This window comes from Thermomonas sp., from assembly GCF_020850895.1.
Lineage (GTDB): Bacteria > Pseudomonadota > Gammaproteobacteria > Xanthomonadales > Xanthomonadaceae > Thermomonas.
Genome location: NZ_JADZDS010000041.1, coordinates 22,421 through 41,521 on the forward strand (window position 1 = coordinate 22,421; position 19,101 = coordinate 41,521).

General features: G+C 65.8%; 14 protein-coding genes, 1 tRNA gene and 1 pseudogene. 6 read left to right on the plus strand and 10 right to left on the minus strand.

Annotated features, from left to right (window positions below; genetic code table 11):
- Positions 1-19: 19 nt before the first annotated feature.
- On the minus strand, positions 20-2,917 hold the full coding sequence (locus tag IT472_RS03790; protein ID WP_297178621.1) for a serine/threonine-protein kinase: 2,898 nt from the start codon (positions 2,915-2,917) through the stop codon (positions 20-22).
- A gap of 5 nt (positions 2,918-2,922) precedes the next feature.
- On the minus strand, positions 2,923-3,480 hold the full coding sequence (locus tag IT472_RS03795; protein ID WP_297178623.1) for an ECF-type sigma factor: 558 nt from the start codon (positions 3,478-3,480) through the stop codon (positions 2,923-2,925).
- 92 nt (positions 3,481-3,572) lie between these two features.
- Here IT472_RS03795 and IT472_RS03800 point away from each other — a divergent pair, with 92 nt between their 5' ends.
- Positions 3,573-5,324, plus strand: a complete 1,752-nt coding sequence (locus tag IT472_RS03800; protein ID WP_297178626.1) for a hypothetical protein — start codon at positions 3,573-3,575, stop codon at positions 5,322-5,324.
- Between the two features lie 83 nt (positions 5,325-5,407).
- On the opposite strand, the gene IT472_RS03805 is transcribed toward IT472_RS03800, so the two are convergent.
- A complete protein-coding gene (locus IT472_RS03805) occupies positions 5,408-6,280 on the minus strand; it encodes a hypothetical protein (RefSeq protein ID WP_297178629.1) in 873 nt (290 codons plus the stop codon).
- Between the two features lie 76 nt (positions 6,281-6,356).
- Here IT472_RS03805 and IT472_RS03810 point away from each other — a divergent pair, with 76 nt between their 5' ends.
- A complete protein-coding gene (locus IT472_RS03810) occupies positions 6,357-7,634 on the plus strand; it encodes an acetyl-CoA C-acetyltransferase (protein WP_297178632.1) in 1,278 nt (425 codons plus the stop codon).
- A 32-nt stretch (positions 7,635-7,666) separates the two neighbouring features.
- Here IT472_RS03810 and bioC read toward each other — a convergent pair whose 3' ends face one another.
- From bioC to IT472_RS03825, 3 genes are read right to left on the minus strand one after another with little or no spacing between them, the layout of a single operon-like run.
- Positions 7,667-8,590 (minus strand): malonyl-ACP O-methyltransferase BioC, encoded by a 924-nt coding sequence (gene bioC, locus IT472_RS03815; protein ID WP_297178634.1) that lies wholly within the window; start codon positions 8,588-8,590, stop codon positions 7,667-7,669.
- Complete coding sequence (bioH, locus tag IT472_RS03820; protein WP_297178661.1) at positions 8,587-9,354, minus strand: pimeloyl-ACP methyl ester esterase BioH; 768 nt, start codon at positions 9,352-9,354, stop codon at positions 8,587-8,589. The genes bioC and bioH overlap by 4 nt, the downstream gene beginning before the upstream one ends.
- Positions 9,355-9,356: 2 nt before the next feature.
- Positions 9,357-10,568 carry a CaiB/BaiF CoA-transferase family protein gene (locus IT472_RS03825; protein WP_297178637.1) on the minus strand — a complete coding sequence of 404 codons (1,212 nt, stop codon included), beginning with the start codon at positions 10,566-10,568 and terminating at the stop codon, positions 9,357-9,359.
- A gap of 295 nt (positions 10,569-10,863) precedes the next feature.
- Here IT472_RS03825 and IT472_RS03830 point away from each other — a divergent pair, with 295 nt between their 5' ends.
- Positions 10,864-12,321 (plus strand): NAD-dependent succinate-semialdehyde dehydrogenase, encoded by a 1,458-nt coding sequence (locus IT472_RS03830; RefSeq protein ID WP_297178640.1) that lies wholly within the window; start codon positions 10,864-10,866, stop codon positions 12,319-12,321.
- 17 nt (positions 12,322-12,338) lie between these two features.
- Here the strand turns inward: IT472_RS03830 and bioF are convergent, their stop codons facing one another.
- Together bioF and bioB are read right to left on the minus strand one after the other, a co-directional pair.
- The gene (gene bioF / locus IT472_RS03835; protein ID WP_297178643.1) at positions 12,339-13,520 is read right to left on the minus strand and encodes an 8-amino-7-oxononanoate synthase; all 1,182 of its coding nucleotides are present in this window, start codon (positions 13,518-13,520) and stop codon (positions 12,339-12,341) included.
- 266 nt (positions 13,521-13,786) lie between these two features.
- A pseudogene (gene bioB / locus IT472_RS03840) lies at positions 13,787-14,740 on the minus strand (biotin synthase BioB); the annotation flags it as partial.
- A 66-nt stretch (positions 14,741-14,806) separates the two neighbouring features.
- Here bioB and IT472_RS03845 point away from each other — a divergent pair.
- Complete coding sequence (locus IT472_RS03845; RefSeq protein ID WP_297178646.1) at positions 14,807-15,532, plus strand: ComF family protein; 726 nt, start codon at positions 14,807-14,809, stop codon at positions 15,530-15,532.
- Between the two features lie 63 nt (positions 15,533-15,595).
- On the opposite strand, the gene IT472_RS03850 is transcribed toward IT472_RS03845, so the two are convergent.
- On the minus strand, positions 15,596-17,032 hold the full coding sequence (locus tag IT472_RS03850; RefSeq protein ID WP_297178648.1) for a TIGR00366 family protein: 1,437 nt from the start codon (positions 17,030-17,032) through the stop codon (positions 15,596-15,598).
- Entirely contained in the window at positions 17,029-17,949 is a 921-nt protein-coding gene (locus IT472_RS03855) for a UbiA family prenyltransferase (RefSeq protein WP_297178651.1), read from the minus strand. Before IT472_RS03855 ends, IT472_RS03850 begins: the two co-directional genes overlap by 4 nt.
- A 79-nt stretch (positions 17,950-18,028) precedes the next feature.
- On the opposite strand from IT472_RS03855, the gene IT472_RS03860 reads away from it, so the two are divergent.
- Together IT472_RS03860 and IT472_RS03865 are read left to right on the plus strand one after the other, a co-directional pair.
- Positions 18,029-18,105, plus strand: a tRNA-Arg gene (locus IT472_RS03860).
- Between the two features lie 78 nt (positions 18,106-18,183).
- Complete coding sequence (locus IT472_RS03865; protein ID WP_297178654.1) at positions 18,184-18,804, plus strand: plasmid pRiA4b ORF-3 family protein; 621 nt, start codon at positions 18,184-18,186, stop codon at positions 18,802-18,804.
- The last annotated feature ends 297 nt before the right edge of the window (positions 18,805-19,101 follow it).

Sequence of the window (19,101 nt, forward strand, 5' to 3'; positions counted from 1 at the left end):
CCACAGCGATGTCGCCGCCTCAGCTCACGCCGAGCTTGTGCGCCAGCACCTCGGCGGCGGCGCGATTGACTTCCTGCGGCAGCACCGCCGCGCGCAGCACCGGCAAGGCCTGCGCAAGCAAGCGCCGCGCTTCGGCTGCGTCGCCGCGTTCCGAACGGATCGCCGCAAGCTCTGCGCGCGCGATGGCCAAATCAACGGGCTGGGTGCCGGCGGTCAGCTGTGCGATGGCCTTGCGCTGCGCCTGCTCGGCCGCGGCAAGGTCGCCTTGCTGCCGCGACAGTGCCGCATGCATGCGTTGAATGCTGGCGAAGATCGGGTGCGTGGGCGGTGCGGCCTTGGCCCAGAGCGCTTCCGCCTCCGTAAGCAGCGCCGCCGCTTGCGTAAAGTCACCCATCAGTTTCGCTGCCACCGACTGTTGCAGGACGACATAGGCGTAATCCTGCGAGGCTTCGCCATCTTCCTTGCGCATGGGTTCGCGCAAGGCACTCAGCTCTGCATAGGCCCAGCTGGCCCTGCCGGCTTTGGCAGCAATGCGTGCCTGCCGAACCCGCAGCTTGCGCACCACGCCAGGGGCATTGCCATCCTGAATGCCGGCCAATCCGGCAATCGCCTCTGCGTACATCCGCAGCGCTTGCGGATAGTCGCCTAGGCTGTCGTACACGCTGCCAAGATGCTCACGACGGATGGCGATTTCCAGCGGCACGGCGTCGGATGTCGCGCCCAGGCTGTCAGCATGGCGCATCGCGGTCAACGCTTCAGGAAAACGTCCTTGATCCTTCAGCACCAGTCCAAGACTGCCGTACAGCTTGCTGATGTCGGCTCCCCCTTCGAAATACTTTTCGCTCAGGGCGATGGCCTGGCGAATGCTGCGTTCCGCGCCGCGTTGGTCGCCGGAGACGGCTTGCGCATCCGAGAGCGCGCGCAGCAAGCCGGGGCGTTCTGGCGATTCCTGCGGGATCCTTGCCCTGTCTGCAAACGACAGGCCTTGTTGCGCCGTATCCATGGCTTTTTTTGCGTCGCCGGTCCAGCTGTAGAGCGAGGCGAGGTAGGAATAGACGGTGATCGCTGCCGGCGGTGGCTCAGGCATGGCATTGACCACCGCAATCGCCTGTTTCCAGGAGGACTCCGCAGCGGCGGCATCCCCATTGCGGAACTGGGCGTAGCCAAGATCAAACAGGGAATTGAGGCGCGCCTGCTGATCGTCGGGGGCGTAGTCCTCGCGCAAGCGCATCGAACGCTGCGCTTGCTGGAGTGCTTCCTTGCCGCGTTCCAGCGAGCCGAGTGCGTTCGAATAGTAAGAAATGTCGTCGGCCAACTGCAGTGCCTCGCTGCGCCCGCGGGGTTGCACGCCCTTGAGCCCGGCTTCCAGTAGACCGGCTGCAATTCTCGGCTCACCAAGGTTGAGATACATGTGTCCCAGCTTGCGCTGCACGGTCTGGCGCACCGCTGCAGGCATCTGTTTATCTTCGCCCAGCTTGCGGGTTGCCGCCTCAAGCAATTGTCGCGCAGTGATCTTGGTGTCCAGCGCCTGATCCGGCAAAGCCGCCAACATCGTGTTGCCAAGAAAGTCCAACGCCGCCTGCGCGGTGGCCCCTTGTCGCTGCGCTTCGCTGCGTTGCTGCTCGGCAAGCTGCGCCTGCATCCGCGCCTCACGCGCCTGCCACAGCGCCACGCCGGTACCTGCCAGCAGAGCCAATGCCACCGCACCGATGGCTGCCGCCAGTCCACGATTGCGGCGCAGCCACAGCCGCGCACGTTGGCCGCGCGACAGCGGCACGGCGGCGATCGGGCGATTGTCCAGCCAGGCGCGCAGGTCATTGGCCAGCGCATCGGCCGAGGCATAGCGCTGTTCGGGGTCGCGGCGCAGGCAGGTCTGCACGATGGCGGCCAGATTGCCGCGCAGTGCGCGTGCCAGCGCCGTCGGACTGAGGCCGCCGCGCTTGGCCGCCTGCTCTGCCGAAATACTGGCGGCAGCGCGAGTCAGCGGCTCCGGCTCGCGTTCGAGCTGCTGCAGCTGGCTGGCCACCGGGGTATCGCGGGTCAGCCCGAACGGGTGCGCACCCGACAGCAACCGATGCAGGATGACGCCCAGCTGCCAGAGGTCGGTGGCGGTGGTGATCGGGGCGTCGTGCAGTTGTTCGGGGCTGGCGTATTCGAAGGTCAGGGCGCGGTCGAGGGTGGCGGTGGCGTCGGCAGCGGCCAGCTGTTTGGCGATGCCAAAATCCAGCAGCTTCACCCGCCCTTCGGCATCGACCAGCAGGTTCGACGGCTTGAGGTCGCGGTGCACCACCAGGTTGCGATGCGCGTAGCGCACTGCGTCGAGGACGTGCAGGAACAGGGTGACGCGTTCATGCAGGCCGAGATTGCGGGCATCACACCAGCGGTCGATGGGTTCCCCGTGGATGTACTCCATCACGAAGTACGGTTCACCCTCGGCGCTGATGCCGCCGTCCAGCAAGGTGGCGATATTGGGATGCTGCAGGCCGGCCAGGATTTGCCGCTCGCGCAGGAAACGTTCACGCGCTGCCTGCGAGTCGGCGCTGGCGCGAATCAGCTTGAGCGCGGCCTGTTGCGCGTAGGCGCCATCGCTGCGCTGCACCGCATACACCGCGCCCATGCCGCCACGGCCGATCACCTCCACCACCTGCCAGGCGCCGATGCTGCGGCCGATCATCGGATCCGACCCGGCCTCCTCCGCACCCAGCGCATTGCCCCAGCTGCGCACGCCGGCAAACGGTTCGGTGGCGGCATCGGCATCGGCATCCGCGGCCAGCAAGGCCTCGACCTGCGCCAACAAGGCGGCATCACCCACGCACAGTTCCTGCAGCCGCGTCGCCCGCGCCGCCGAATCCAGTTCGGCGACAGCATCGAAAATCGCGAGGGCACGCCGCCGCAGTGCCTGGCTCGCCTCGTCCATCCCGCTCATCCGAGTTCGGCCAGCAGGAAAGCGCGCGCCTTGCGCCAGTCGCGGCGCACCGTGCGATCGGTGACGCCCAGCATCTGCGCGATCTCGATCTCTTCATAACCGCCGAAATAACGCAACTCGACCACCTGGGCAGCGCGTTCATCCAGCGCGTGCAGGCGTTGCAGCAGATCGTCAAGCTCCAGCACTTCCACCGCCGCCCGCTCGCCCGCATCCAGCCGTGCGGTCAGGGTCAGCGCTTCTTGCCCACCGCCTCGCTTGTCGGCCTTGCGCGCACGCGCATCGTCGACCAGCACCTGACGCATGGCCCGCGCCGACAGCGCCAGCAGATGGTTGCGATCCACCGCCGCCAGTTGCGCACCGCCTGCCAGTTTCATGTAGGCCTCGTGGACCAACGCCGTGGTCTGGAAGTCGTCGCGCATGCGGCGCAATTGCTGCCGCGCAGCGCGCTTGAGCTCGTCGTAGATGGCCGAATACGCCGCACCCAGCGCTGCGTTATCGCCCGCGCGGGCGCGGGCGAGCAGCACGGTGACTTCGATGCCGGGGTTGGATTCCATGGACGCTGCAACCGTGTCCGGTGTGACGCTGGAGTTTCGCATACCTCAAACACGCCGGCAGTCCCGCCGGACTGACCTGAGGACACGCGACCATGCAAGCCCGTACCCATCTTCCGCGCCGCTTGGCGCTCTCCGCCCTGAGCCTTGCCCTGTTGGGCGCGCTGTCGATGCCGGCGTTTGCGGCAGACTCTCCGTGCAAGAATCCTGACGGCACCGATGTCTCGCCGGCCCCATCCACCGACCAAGGCAGCGAGGCAGGTTCCGACAACACCACCTGCAGGGCCAGCGCGAGCGCAGTCGGCATCGGCAACAACGCCAGCGCGGAGGTGAGTTCCGCGTTCGGTAACCAGAACTTCGCCTATGCCGATGGCAGCAGCGCCTTCGGCTACTGGAACAAGGCCTGGGCCATCGGCAGCAGCGCATTCGGCAGCGGGAACACCGCCTCTGGCTACAACAGCAGTGCGTTCGGCGTCGTCAATACGTCTGCTGGAAGGTACAGCAGCGCCTTCGGCCACTGGAACTACGCCATTGGCGACAACAGCAGCGCCTTCGGCGAAAACAATTGGGCCAATGGCAATGGCAGCAGCGCGTTCGGCCAAGACAACCGGGCCAATGGCAGTGCCAGCAGCGCGTTCGGCTATCAGTCGCAAGCCTTGCAAGCCAACAGCACCGCGCTGGGCTATCAAGCCGTGGCCAATGTCGCCGGGGTGGTGTCGTTCGGGCATTCCGCAACGGACCTGAATCTCGGCGGCGTGGCCTACGGCAGCGAGCTCAACGCGCGCCTGATCCACGTGGCCGCCGGCATCGACGCCACCGATGCGGTGAACCTGGGCCAGATGAATGCCGCCATCAGCGGGATCACCAGCTTCAGCGGCTGGAACCTGAGCGCCGCGGGTGGCGCGGCGCAGCTGATCGGCGATGGCGACACGGTGGACTTCGAGACCGACGATCCAAACGGCAACCTGACCGTGTCCCGCAGCGGCAACACGATGACTTATGGCTTCAACAGCCTCAATGCGGTGTTCGGCGGTGGCGGCGGCAGCTTCACCATCATCAACAACACCACGATCAATATGGGCAACAACGTGGTCGGTGGTGTTGCCAACGGCGTAGCCGCAACCGACGCGGTGAATGTCGGCCAGTTGAACACGGTGGCGACCGCCGCCAGCAACGCCCAGACCTCGGCTGACAACGCACAGAACACGGCTGATTCGGCGATGACCGCCGCCAACAACGCCCAGGCCACCGCCGACTCGGCGATGACCGCCGCCAACAACGCCCAGGCCACCGCGGATACCGCGCTGACTGCTGCCAACAATGCACAGGCCAGTGCCGATCATGCGCAGGACACCGCCGACCACGCCCAGCAGAGTGCCGATGCCGCACAAGCGACCGCGGATACCGCGTTGACCACGGCCAACAATGCGGTCGGGATCGCCAATGCGTACACCGACACCCGAGAAACCGCGATCCGCGCCGACATGAGCGCCGGTGACGCCGCCACGCTGGCGTCTTCCAAGGCCTACACCGACCAGCGCTTTGCGGCCTGGAACGACACTTTCACCCAGTACCAGCATCAGGTCGATGCCCGCTTTGCCCAGACCGACACCCGCATCAACCGGATCGGTGCGATGGGCACGGCGATGACCCAGATGGCGGTCAACGCGGCGATCAGTACCAGCCCGAATGGCCGGCTTGCAGTGGGCTTGGGCACGCAGGGTGGCCAGGGTGCGATTTCGATTGGTTACGGCCGCCGCGTGGGCAGCACCGGTTCGTTCTCGATCGGCGCCAGCTTCGCCAGCGGTGAATCGTCGGTGGGCGCAGGTTTCGGCATCGACCTGTAATCCGACAGCCGCGGCTGTTCGCAACGGGGTGGCGCGAGCCGCCCCGTTGTTGTTCCTGATCGACCAAGCCTTGTCGCAGCGCCTCAGCGCAAGTGGCGCGGATCGGCCTCCGGGCAATGCACGAATTGCACCGGCACGCCGTGCGCACGCAGCACCGCAGCGAACTGCCGCTGGCGCATCTCGAACATGGCGAACCCCTGCGCCAGCTGCGCGCGATCACTGACACCCGCAGCATTGCGCTGTTGCCACGCTGCGGCGTCGAGCAGGCCGATCCGTACTTCGCCCTCGGCATAACAGGCCAAGGGCTCCGGTGGTTGATCGATCACGCAGTCGGACTGCGGTGCCAGCAGCGCTGCATCCAGCAGCGTCCACAGCGGTTCAAGACCCGCGTGCTGGTATTGCATTGCGGTCATCGCCAGCAGGTCATGCAGGCTCTGGTAGCGCATGTGTTCGACCCGCACGCCGATGCCCGCCTGCAGCGCGAGTGCAAAATCCGCCTCGGCCATGCCACGATCAAACAAGTCCGCTTCCAGCGCCTCGGTCACCTCCGCCACCGCCGCGCCGCGCAGGATGAAGGGGATGACCCGCAGCACGCCGCCTGCGCAGTCCGGATCGGCACGCAGTGGTTCCGGCACGTTGCCCTCGGCATCGGCACCAAAGCCGATCATGCGCGCGCCCAAGCCATCGTTCGGGAGTCGCTGCAGCAGGTCCTCCAGCACCGCGTGGACCGGCCACCCCGGACGCAGCACTTCGGCCGGGTCGTAATGGACCGCCAGCAAGCCAAGATCGCAGTTGGCGACCTGCGGTGCCAATTTGGCCAAATCGCGACCCAGCATCGCGGCGACATCGCCTGCGGATACGCTGGACAGTGCCGGGTTCGCCGCCTGCCCGGCCTCGCGCAGCTCGATCGCCACCAGCCCCCGGAACACGGGCATCACGTTTCTGCGGGAGTTCATCTGGAGCTTCGACTCGATATCGTCACACTACACTGACTACATTATGCGCGCGGCCTCCTGCCGCCGAGGGCCTGCCATGCAATTCGGTCGTCCAGTCGCCGTGCTCGGCGGCGTCCGCATCCCGTTCTGCCGTCGCAACACAGCCTATGCCGATGTCGGCAACATCGGCTTGTCGGTGCGCACGCTCGGCGCGCTGGTGGAAAAATTCGGACTCAGTGGCAAGCAACTCGGTGAAGTCGCGATGGGTGCGGTGATCAAGCACTCCTCCGACTGGAACCTCGGCCGCGAGGCCACGCTCTCGTCCGGGCTGTCTCCGTTGACCCCCGGCATCACCATGCAACGCGCCTGCGGCACCTCGCTGGACACGATCCTCGGCATCGCCGGCAAGATCGCGACCGGCCAGATCGAGGCCGGCATCGGCGGCGGCTCGGACACCACATCGGACGTGCCGATCGTCTACGGCCAGCAATTGCGCCGCCGCCTGCTCAATGTCGAGTCAGCGCGTTCCACCGGGCAGAAGCTGTCGGCGCTCAAGGGGTTCAGCCTCGGCGAACTCAAGCCCGATTTCCCCGGCGTGGCCGAGCCGCGCACCGGCAAGTCGATGGGCGATCACTGCGAAGACATGGCCAAGGAATGGGGCATCAGCCGCGAAGCGCAGGATGCGCTTGCGGTGACTTCGCATCAGAAACTCGCTGCCGCCTACGGGCGCGGGTTCTTCGACGATCTCGTGGTCGGTTTCCGTGGTGAAACCCGCGACAACATCCTGCGGCCCGATTCCAGCCTCGAAAAACTCGCCTCGCTGAAGCCGGCGTTCGACAAGACTTCCGGCAAGGGCACCCTGACCGCCGGAAATTCCACCCCGCTCACCGACGGTGCCGCTGCCTGCCTGTTGGCCAGCGACGCGTGGGCCGCCCAGCATGGGTACGACGTGCTCTGCCATGTGCGCGACGCGCAGGTGGCGGCGGTCGATTTCGTCCACGGCGAAGGCCTGCTGATGGCGCCGACGGTGGCCGTGGCCGAACTGCTGGCGCGCAACAACCTGCGCCTGCAGGATTTCGACCTGTACGAGATCCACGAAGCCTTCGCCGCGCAGGTGCTGTGCACGCTGAAGGCGTGGGAGAGCGCCGACTATTGCCATGATCGGCTCGGGCTGTCCGCGCCGCTGGGCGCGATCGATCCGGAGCGGATCAATGTCAACGGCTCCTCACTGGCCACCGGCCATCCGTTCGCCGCCACCGGCGCGCGCATCGTCGCCACCGCCGCCAAGGAGCTGCGCCAGCGTGCCGGCCGTCGTTGCCTGATCAGCATCTGCACCGCAGGCGGAATGGGCGTGACCGCAATCCTGGAGCGCTGAATCGCGGGGCCGCGCATCGGCGGCCGACAGCTTCAGCGCCGCCGCCGGATCGGGATGCTGTCTGCCGGGATCGAGACCAGATCGACACCACCTTCACGGATCGGTGCACCGTATTCAGGTGCCCAGGCCATTGCGCTGATGATTTCCCAGGTTGCCGGCAAGCCGGCGTCGGTGCGATGCATGTCGTAGGCATCGGCGGCGGCGGCGAAACGACCGCGGCCGGTGAGCGTGTGGCGGCGACGGGTCAGTGCATTGGTCGCACCGAGCGCACGCAGTTCGTGCATCAGGGCCGACAGGTCGGGATAACGCGTCACCTCTTCGTCGCGATCCACCACCGGCTGGAAGAAACCGGCATTGATGAGCGCATCACCGATGCCTGCGGTATCGACGAATGGACTGACATGCGGTACGCGGTCGGCCTGCGCGAAGGCATCGCGCAATTCCCACAGGGTTTCCGGGCCGAAGGTGGAAAACAGCAGCAGGCCTTGCGGCCTCAGCACGCGACGGAAGCCGTTGAGCACCGCCCCGAGGTCTTCCACCCATTGCAGGCACAGGTTGGAGAAGATCACGTCGATGCTGGCATTGGCCAGCGGTAGCTGCCGCGCATCCGCGCACACTTGCAGCGGCGTCCGTGCAAACGGGTTGCTGAGCCAACGGCCTGCTGGCTTCGCCGCGTGGCGCGCCTGCCGCAGCATCGGCAGGGCAAGATCGAATGACAGGATCTCCGCCTTCGGCCAGCGCTGTTGCAGCAGCATGCTGGCGTGGCCGGTGCCGCAACCAAGGTCGAGTACCCGCTGCGGCGGCTTGCGTGCCAAGGCCGGGTCGTCGAGATACTCCAGTGATTCAAGCAGGCGCGATTCGACCAGCCGCTGCAAGCCCGCCACCACGTCGTAGCCTGCCGCCGAGCGCGAAAATGCGCGACGGACTTGGCGGGTATCGAACATCGGCTTGGTCATGCCTGCGTATTCTCGAGAAAATCCGACAGTACCGATGCCACGGCATCGACATGGGTCAAGAACGGCGCGTGGCCGGCACCGGCAATCTGCACGAACTGTGCAGCGGGCGCCAATGCTGCAGCCGCCTGCATCGCCTGTGGCGACACCACACGATCACGACGCCCGGCCATCCACAGGCTCGACATCGGCATGGCCGACAGCGCGGGCCTCAGATCGGTGGTCTCCAGCAAGCGCAAACCTTCCGCCAGCACGCGCGGTGAGGGCGCGCCCCGTTCCATCGCCAACGTGCGCAACTGCCGCATCCGCTCGCGCGCGTCTTCAAGACCGAAGGCCTCCAGTGCAAGGAAGCGATCCACGGTACCGCGCCAATCCGATGCCAGCCCGGTTTCGAACTTCGCGAACGCGTCCACCGGCATACCGTCGGACCAGTCTTCTGTCGCCACGAAGCGCGGGGTTGCCGCGATCATGGCCAATGCGGGAATCCGCTGCGGTGCGAGATGGGCAGCATGCAGCGCAATCGCACCGCCCATCGACCAACCACACCACGGCGCCGCGGGCACCGCATCGAGTACGGCGCGTGCGCAGGCATCCAGTTCCAACAGCACCGCGCTGTCACGGCTGTGGCCATGGCCAGGCAAATCGACCAAATACAGTGTGCGCTGCCCGCCCATCGCATCCGCAAGCAGCTTGAACACGCCACCGTGCATCGCCCAGCCGTGCAGCATGACCAAGGGTGGCCCGTTGCCGATGACCTCGACATGCAGGCTCATGCGGCATCCCCGCGCGCGGGCCACGCTGAAGCTGCAGCCAGCGCAGCGTTGACCGCTGCCGTGTGTTCACCCAGCCGTGGTGATCGTCGCGCCAATGCCATCGGGCTGTCGGAGAACAACATCGGCGTGCGCACGCCCGGCAGCGTACCGCCGTCCGCATCGGCATCAGGCAGAGACAGCCGCAGCCCGCGATGGATCACCTGCGGATCATCGAACACTTCATCGACGCGATTGATCGGCCCGGCCGGAATGCCTTGCCGTTCCAGCGCCGCAAGCAGCTCGGCACGCGGCCGCCGCGCGAAGGCATCCGCAAGCAGCGGCACCAGATCCTCGCGATGCTGCACGCGCTGTGCATTGGTGGCGAAGCGTGGATCTTCCGCCAATTGCGGCAGGTCCAGCACCACGCACAGCCGCGCGAACTGCGTATCGTTGCCCACCGCCAGCATCAACTCGCCATCGCAGGTGGCGAACGGCTGGTAGGGCACGATGTTCGGATGCGCGCTGCCCATGCGCATCGGCACGCTGCCGGAGACGAGATAATTCATCGCCTGATTGGCCAGCATCCCGACCATCGAGTCCAGCAAGGCGATATCGATGTGCTGACCGCAACCACTGCGCTGCCGTTGCAGCAACGCCGCCTGAATCGCGATGGTGCCGTGCTGGGCGGCGAACAGGTCGGCAAAGGCGACACCGATCTTCTGCGGCGGCCCATCGGCCTCGCCGGTCAGGCTCATGATCCCGCCCATGGCCTGGATCATCGCGTCGTACCCGGCGCGCTGTGCATACGGGCCGTCCTGGCCAAAGCCCGTGACCGAGCAGTAGACCAATCGAGGATTGAGCGCATGCAGGCTGGGATAGTCCAAGCCGTATTTCGCCAGACCACCGACCTTGAAATTTTCGATGAACACATCGGCCTGCGCGATCAGGGCGCGCAGGCGATCCACCTCCGCGGCAACGCGCAGGTCCACCACCACCGAACGCTTGCCGCGATTGCAAGCGTGGTAGTACGCGGCATCGCCAATGCTGCCATCGGCATGGCGCACGAATGGCGGCCCCCAGCGACGGGTGTCATCACCGTCCGGCGCCTCGATCTTGATCACGTCGGCACCGAGGTCGGCCAAGGTCTGGCCGATCCACGGTCCGGCCAGGATCCGCGCCAGCTCGATGACCTTCAAACCCGTCAATGGGGCGTCGCTGCTGCTGCTCAAAACCTGAACCTTGCACGATGAGGGCATCCGGCACGCGTCCAGGGGAGGTTGCAGCGCTCCTTCTGCTCGTCATTCCCGCGAAAGCGGGACTCCATGGCTTTTGCAATTCAAGCAATCAACGTCCATGGATCCGCGCTTTCGTGGGGATGACGGCTGTTGGGGTCTTCCCGAGAGATGTCTTGCCGACTCAATAGTCTGGAACGCCTTGGCTGAGCTGTCGAGACAAGGGCCATCACGCCACGGTGGTCATACTGGCCTTGTCCGCCTTCCGCATCGACCGCAAGGACCTTTCGCCATGAGTCTTTCGTTGTCCCGCCCCGCCTTGCTGCGTACTCAGGCTTATCTCGACGGCCACTGGCGTGATGCCGATGCGGGCGGTCACTGCGAGGTACGCAACCCCGCCAGCGGCGACCTCCTGGGCCGCGTGCCGGACATGGGTGCAGGGGAAACCCGGTGCGCGATCGACGCCGCGCATGCGGCATTCCCGGCGTGGGCCGCGACGACCGCCAAGGAACGCGCTCGCGTGCTGCGCCGGATGGCCGACCTGATGCTGGAACATCAGCAGGATCTGGCGACACTGATGACCGCCGAGCAGGGCAAGCCGCTGGCCGAATCCAGCGGCGAGATTGCCTATGCCGCGAGTTTCCTCGAATGGTTCGGCGAGGAAGCCAAGCGCATGGATGGCGACACCATTCCCGGCCATGCCGTCGACAGGCGCATCCACACCCTGCGCCAGCCGGTTGGCGTGGTCGCCGCGATCACGCCGTGGAATTTCCCCTCGGCCATGCTCACACGCAAGCTCGGGCCGGCGCTGGCGGCGGGATGCACGGTGGTCTGCAAGCCGGCGATCCAGACGCCGTTCTCGGCGTTGGCGCTGGGCGTGCTGGCCGAGCAGGCCGGCGTGCCGGCGGGCGTGCTCAACATCGTCACCGGGCAGGATGCACCTGCCATCGGCATGGAGATGACGTCGAATCCGAAGGTCCGCAAGCTCAGCTTCACCGGTTCCACCGCAGTCGGCAAGCGCTTGATGGCGCAATGCGCCGACGGCATGAAACGGCTATCGCTGGAGCTGGGCGGCAATGCGCCCTTCATCGTGTTCGAGGATGCCGATCTGGATGCTGCGGTCACCGGCGCCATCGCCAGCAAATACCGCAACACCGGCCAGACCTGCGTCTGCGCCAACCGCCTGTTCGTGCATGACAGTGTGTACGACGCATTCTCCGAGAAACTCGTCGCGGCGGTGGCGGCGCTGCGGGTCGGCGATGGCCTGCTGGGCGCCACCGACCAAGGCCCGCTGATCGACGTGAAGGCGTTGGCCAAGGTCGAAGAACACGTCGCTGATGCGCTAGCCAAGGGTGCGCGGCTCGCCATCGGCGGTAAGCCGCACGCGCTCGGCGGCACCTTTTTCGAACCCACCGTCCTGCTCGATGTCGATGCCGATATGCGCATCGCCCACGAGGAAACCTTCGGCCCGGTCGCGCCGCTGTTCCGCTTCACGACCGAAGCCGAGGTGATTGCACAGGCCAATGCCACCGAATTCGGTCTCGCGGCGTATTTCTATACCCGCGATCTCGCCCGCAGTATCCGCGTGTCGGAAGCGCTGGAGGCCGGCATCGTCGGCATCAACACGGGATTGATCTCGACCGAAGTCGCGCCGTTCGGTGGCGTCAAGCAATCCGGCGTGGGCCGTGAAGGCTCGAGGTACGGTATCCACGATTACACCGAACTGAAATACGTCTGCATCAGCGTCTGAGTCAATACCGACTTCCGTCAGCGAACCGCATTGGCCTCCGTCAGCGCATCCAACACGCCATCGATCTGTTCCGATGCATGCGCCGCCGACACGGTGATGCGCAACCGCGCGCTGTGTTCCGGCACCGTCGGCGGGCGGATCGCAGCCACCCAGTAACCGCGTTGCTCCAGCGCAGCGGACAGCGCGATGGCCTCGGCATCTGCGCCCACCAGAAGTGGCTGGATCGCGGTCTGCGATGACCGCAACGACAGGCCACGCGCCTCCGCGCCAACGCGGAAGCGGGTGATGTTGTCCCGCAAGCGGTGGCGCAATGCATCGCCTTCCTCGCTACGTACAATCATCAGTGCCGCCAGCGTCGCCGCCGCTTGCGCGGGTGGCAATGCGGTGGTGTAAATGCCGGGCCGCGCGGTTTGCAGCAGGTGTTCGATCAAGTCCGCATCGCCCACCAACGCGGCTCCCGCACCGCCCAGTGCCTTGCCGAAGGTCACCAAGCGCAGCGGCACGTCGTCCACGGTCAGTCCGGCGGCGTCAACGCTGCCACGCCCAAACGCGCCCATCACACCGATGCCATGGGCATCGTCGACGTACAGCAACGCCTCGTGACGCTTCGCCTCCGCCGCCAATGCAGGCAGCGGCGCAACATCGCCATCCATCGAAAACACGCCATCGCTGGCCAACACCGCCACACCTTCCGGATGCGCCACCAGCTGCCGGCCCGCCGCGGCTGCGTCGGCGTGTGGATAACGCTTGAAGGTGCATCCCGCCAGCCGCGCGCCGTCGATCAGGCTGGCGTGGTTGAGTTTGTCCTGTACGCACAGATCGCCCGTGCCGAGCAGCGCCTGCAAGACCGCGAGGTTCGCCATGTAGCCGCTACCGAACAGCAGCGCGCGCGGCAGCTGCAGCCAATCGGCCAGCGCCTCTTCCAGCGCCGCATGCTGCGCGTCATGACCACAGACCAGATGGGAGGCCGTGCTGCCCGCGCTGTCCGCCTTGCGCAGCGCGGCCAGCACCCGCGGATGCTGCGACAGGCCCAGATAATCGTTACTGCAGAAATTCAGCAGCCAGCGGGATTGGCTGCCATCGAGGACTTCGCAACGCACACCTTCGCGGCGCAGAACCGTGCGCCGGAATCGTTGTCGATGAGCCGATTCGCGCTGCGCATGCAGCGCGGCGATGCGCTCGCTCAGGCGGCTTCGCATCCGCAGCCGCAGCCGCAGCCGTCCTCCGGCGCGCATGCAGCCGGGGCGGCCTCGAGCACCGGCATGGCAAGGCCCGCCGGTGCCGCCTCGGCCTTGCTGTCCTTGCAGCCGCACTTGCTGCCGCCGGTGCCGCAACCACCACCACCCGCACTGCACGAGCAGTTGTTGCCTTCGGTGCAGCAGCCGCCACCGCAGCACCCGCCACTGCTGCCGACGATGGTCAGGCCGGGAATGTCGCTGCTGCTGGATTTCACTTGATCGATGGCCATGGGACGCAAACCGAGACGCTGGAACAGGGCGTTATCGTACTCCGTATCCGGGTTACCGGTGGTTAACAGCTTGTCGCCGTGGAAAATCGAGTTGGCGCCAGCGGCAAAGCACAAGGCCTGCAGTTCGTCGCTCATCTCGGCGCGGCCGGCGGACAGCCGCACCATCGACGCCGGCATCACGATGCGCGCCACCGCAATCGTGCGCACGAATTCGAACGGATCCAGCGGCTCAGCGTTGGCCAGCGGCGTCCCCGGCACCGGCACCAATTGGTTGATCGGCACCGAATCCGGGTGCGCCGGCAGGTTCGCCAGCGTCACCAGCAAGCCGGCACGCTGACGGCGGGTCTCACCCATGCCGACGATGCCGCCGCAGCAGGTTTTCATGCCGACATCGCGGACGTGCCCAAGGGTGTCGAAGCGGTCCTGCACGGTGCGAGTGCCGATGATCTCGCCGTAAAACTCGGGATCGGTGTCGAGGTTGTGGTTGTAGTAATCCAGCCCGGCGTCCTTCAGCGCCCGCGCCTGCCCCGCGTCCAGCATGCCCAGCGTCGCGCAGGTTTCCAGCCCCAGCGCCTTCACCGCACGCACCATGGCGGTCACCTTGGGCATGTCGCGCGGCTTCGGTGAGCGCCAGGCCGCGCCCATGCAGAAGCGCGAAGCGCCGGCGGCCTTGGCCTGCCGCGCCTGTTCGACCACCGCATCGACGTCCATCAATTTGCTGGCCACAAGCCCGGTGCCGTGCGATGCCGACTGCGGGCAGTAGGCGCAATCCTCGGGGCAACCACCGGTCTTGACCGACAACAGGGTCGAGACCTGGACCTCGCAGGGATCGAACTGCTGACGATGCGCGCGGGCGGCCTGATAGAGCAATTCCGTGAACGGCAGATCGAACAGGGCCTCGACCTCGGCGCGGGTCCAGTCATGGCGAATCGGGAAGTCGACAACGGGCAACGATCTGACGGCGGACACGGGGTTTTTCCGAAGACGCGGAACGCGAATGCGCGCAGTCTGGGATGCATGGACAGTCACGTCAACCAATCAACACCATCGGAAGTTGACGCAACGCTGCGCGCGCCCTTGCGCTGGTTGTTTGCGCCGCGCTGCGTGGCCTGCGGCGATCCCGGCCTGCCCGAGCGCGATCTTTGCTCCGCCTGCCGTGATGCGCTGCCCTGGCAAGGCTCCGCCTGCGCCCGCTGCGCACTGCCGCTGTCCAACGCCGGCACCTGCGGCCATTGCCATCAACATCCGCCGCCGCTGGATGGCGTCGTCGCTGCATTCGTCTACGCCTTCCCGGTCGATGGCCTGCTGCCGCGATTGAAATTCCACTCCGATTTCGCGGCTGGGCGGGTGATCAGCCAATGCTTGGTTCAGCGATTTTTCGACTGTCCGCGCCCTAGCGCGATCGTGCCCTTGCCATTGCATCCGGGCCGATTGCGACGCCGCGGCTACGATCAGGCGCTGGAACTGGCGAAACCACTCGCCCGTGCATTGCGGGTGCCATTGCGGGATGACCTGTTGTTGCGCACCCGCGCCACCGCGGCGCAATCGACACTCGATGCGGCGGCGCGAAAACGCAACCTGCGCGGTGCCTTTCGCGTGGCCGAAGGGGTGGCCCTGCCCGAACACGTCACCCTGTTCGACGACGTGATGACCACCGGCGCCACCCTGCACGCGGCGGCGGCGGCATTGCGCAAGGCCGGGGCACGACGGGTCGATGCGTGGGTCTGTGCGCGGGTGGCGTGAGCAAGCTGCGAACGCGCGGCTTTCAAGGTGCGACGGTGGTTCAAGAAGCGCAAATCCGTATGCCTACGGCATCACCGGTGGCAGGTAGGCCAAGGTTTCACCAAGCAGCCACAGCAGACCCAGCACCAGCGGCACATGCACCAGCAGTTGCACGAAGGTGAAGCCGACCAGATCACGCGCGCGCAGCCCGAGGATGCCCAGTAACGGCAGCATCCAGAACGGGTTGATCAGGTTCGGCAGGGCCTCAGCAGCGTTGTAGACCTGCACCGTCCAGCCGAGGTGGAAGTGCAGTTCATTCGCCGCTTGCATCACATAGGGTGCCTCGATGATCCACTTGCCGCCGCCGGAAGGAACGAAGAAGCCAAGCACCGCCGAATACACGCCCATGACCACGGCAAAGCTGTCGTGACTGGCGATCTGCACGAACAGCTGCGACAGCCGGTGCGACAGGGTGATGCCATCGGCACCCGCGGCCTTGGTCAGGATCAGCGCCATCCCGCCGTAGAGCGGAAACTGGATCAGCACGCCGGCGGTAGACGGCACTGCCCGCGCCACCGCATCAAGGAAACTGCGCAGCCGCCAATGCAGCAGCAGGCCTAGAGACAGGAACAGGAAGTTGTAGGTATTGAGGTTGGCGATCGCCGACACCACGGGCTTGGCGGAAAATTCGAGGAACAGCCAGCCAAAGCCCAGCAGCGAGAGCAAGATCACCAGCAGCGGGCTGTGTTCCAGCCAGTCGCCGGGTCGTTTGGCCGCGGCGGGCACTGCAGCCTGCGCATCGGCAGCTTCGGCCAACGATGCGTCGAACTCGTACGCCCGTCGCGCCGCATCGCCGGTCGGTGCAGTCAGCCAGCACACCAGCAACGACACGCCGATCAACGCTGCCGTCAACACGATCGATTGCCAGAGGAAAATCGTCTGGGTGAACGGCAACACCCCGGTGACCTGAAGCAGCCCCGGCGGCATGCTGGCGGGATTGGCCTGCAATTGTGCTGCCGAGGACGACAGCCCCATCGCCCACACCGCGCCGAGACCGAGATACGCCGCCGCACCTGCAGCGCGGTAATCCATGTCCAACTCGCGACGACGCGCCAAGGCCCGAACAAGCAAGCCCGCGAACACCAGCGAAAATCCCCAACTCAGCAGCGAGCTGAGCATCGACGCCAGCGCCACGAAACACACCGCACCGCGACCGCTGCGTGGCACCCGTGCCAAGCGCTCGATCCCGTGCGCCACCACCGGTGCGGTCGCCACCACGTAGCCACCAACGACCACGAAAATCATCTGCAGGGTGAACGGCACAAGGCTCCAATACCCTTCTCCGAAGCGGGTCGCGGTCTCACTGGGGCTGGCTCCAAATCCCACCGCACAGGCAGCGATCAGAACCACGCCCAGCGCGGCGAACACATAGGCATCGGGAAACCAACGCTCCGCGAATGCGGAGCAGCGCAACGCCAGCCGCACCGACCAAGCCAACTGCACGGCATTCCGAGCATTCACGCCTCAATCACCCGGGCGCGCAATGCGTAGTCGAGGACAATACCGAAATACACCGCCGCCACCATCCACCCACTGAAGTCCAGTGCATGCAGGCAGCCGGCAGGGTCGCACCGCCGAGCCGCACGCACGCCCAAGCCTGCCAAGAGCGTCGCAACCAGCAAGCCCAGCCAGTACCACGATCCAAGACCGACGGTTCGACCAAACAGCACCAGTGCAACCATGGCGCAGCCATACAGCACGCCTTGGGCGACCCTCTCGACCCCGCCCAGCAAGAGCGCAATCGACTTGACGCCTGTGAGCAGATCCTCGTCCCGTTCGGCCATCGCTCGCCAGGTGGCACTGGCGGTGACCAAGAGCACGCTGGCGATGAACAACGTCCACCCGGCATGCGAAACCTCGCCCGTCACCGCCGCAAACGCCAGTGGCACACCCCAACTCGCCAACACCCCAACATACGCCTGCACGAGATACAGGTGACGCTTGACCAGCAGATAGCCCAGCGCCAACAGCAACCACGACGCCCCCAGCCAAGCCGTCAGCGGATTGAGGGCAAGGATGAGCGATGCCACAACCACCAGCAGCACCACGCACAGAAGCGCCGCCAAGCGCGGATCAACGCGATCGGCATCCGGGGGAAACCGGGCAATCCGCCCGGCTCGCGCGTCCTGCAGGGCCCCGAAATACCCGTCGATCATGCAGCAAGCCGCACGCAACAGAATCCCGCCCGCAACGAAGGCCACGGCCAAACCCACGGGTGGATGTCCTGCAGAAGCCACCCACAATGCCCATCCGACCGGGCCCAGCACCATCACCCAGCCAAGTGGCCGATCGCCACCCACCGCGGCGCGATAGCCCCGCAACCGCTCGCTCCAATGCGAGGCATCGCCATCGGTTGCCGTCAGATCGTGTCGCGTCATCCCGCTAGCCTAGCAGCCGCAACTCGCACTGCAATCATGCGAGAATAGCCGCCCGCGATGCACCGTCATCGCGAGCAACGCGCCTGTAGCTCAGCCGGATAGAGTAGTGGCTTCCGAAGCCATTGGTCGGGGGTTCGAATCCCTCCAGGCGCGCCATCTCCCCTGTGTCAGAGTTGTGCCAATCCTGTGCCCATACCCTTACGCAGGCGTGGTCAGTTTGAGCAAAGGCCCGCTGTGACACAGACCGTCCTGCAACTCCACGTCGAACTCGAACACATCCAGCCGTCGATCTGGCGTCGTCTGCAGATTCCAAGCGATTTCACGTTCTGGGACCTGCACGTCGCCATCCAGAGCGCCTTCGGCTGGAACGACAGCCACCTGCACGAATTCCGCGCCGGTGACGGTCGGGAAGACAATCCGCGTTTCGGCATGCCGCTGGACGAGTTCGACGATGCGCCCCCGCTTCCGGACTGGGAGCATCGCGTGGCCGACCACCTCACCCTTGCCAATCCACTGCTGGAGTACGAGTACGACTTCGGCGATGGCTGGCTGCACCGAATCACCCTCGAAGACATCCAGACCTCGGCCCCCGGCAAACGCTATCCGCGCTGTACGGATGGCGCACGTTCCGCCCCGCCGGATGACTGCGGTGGCCCGCCCGGTTATGAAGACCTGCTGGCGACCCTGGCCAATCCCAGCGACCCGGAATACGCATCCTCCCACGTCTGGGCAAGTGGCCAGAAGGGGCAGCGAGGCAGGTTCGATCCGGAGGCCTTCGACGAACAGCAGGTCAGGTTCGCCAACCCCAAGCCACGACTGAAGCGGTTGCTGGCATTTCTGGCTTCGCAGGGATAGGCACGGCAACAACCGCATCAGCGGCTGTCGTCATTTTCCGTGTTGATGCGTACGATGCGCGTCCCCGCATTTCTGGCGATGCGTGTCTTCGCTTTCCTGTCCGCTTTCCACATTTCCGACACAAACAGAAGGGCCCGGCAATGCCGGGCCCTTCCTTGATCCAATTGCCTTGCCTTACCAGGAATAGCGGAAGGTGGCCTGTCCGCCCAGCACGCTGTCGTACTTGCCACCATCGGTCCAGTTGCCTCCGATCGTGAACCCGAACCCGCCGCGCTCCACGCCCACGCCGAACTCCGC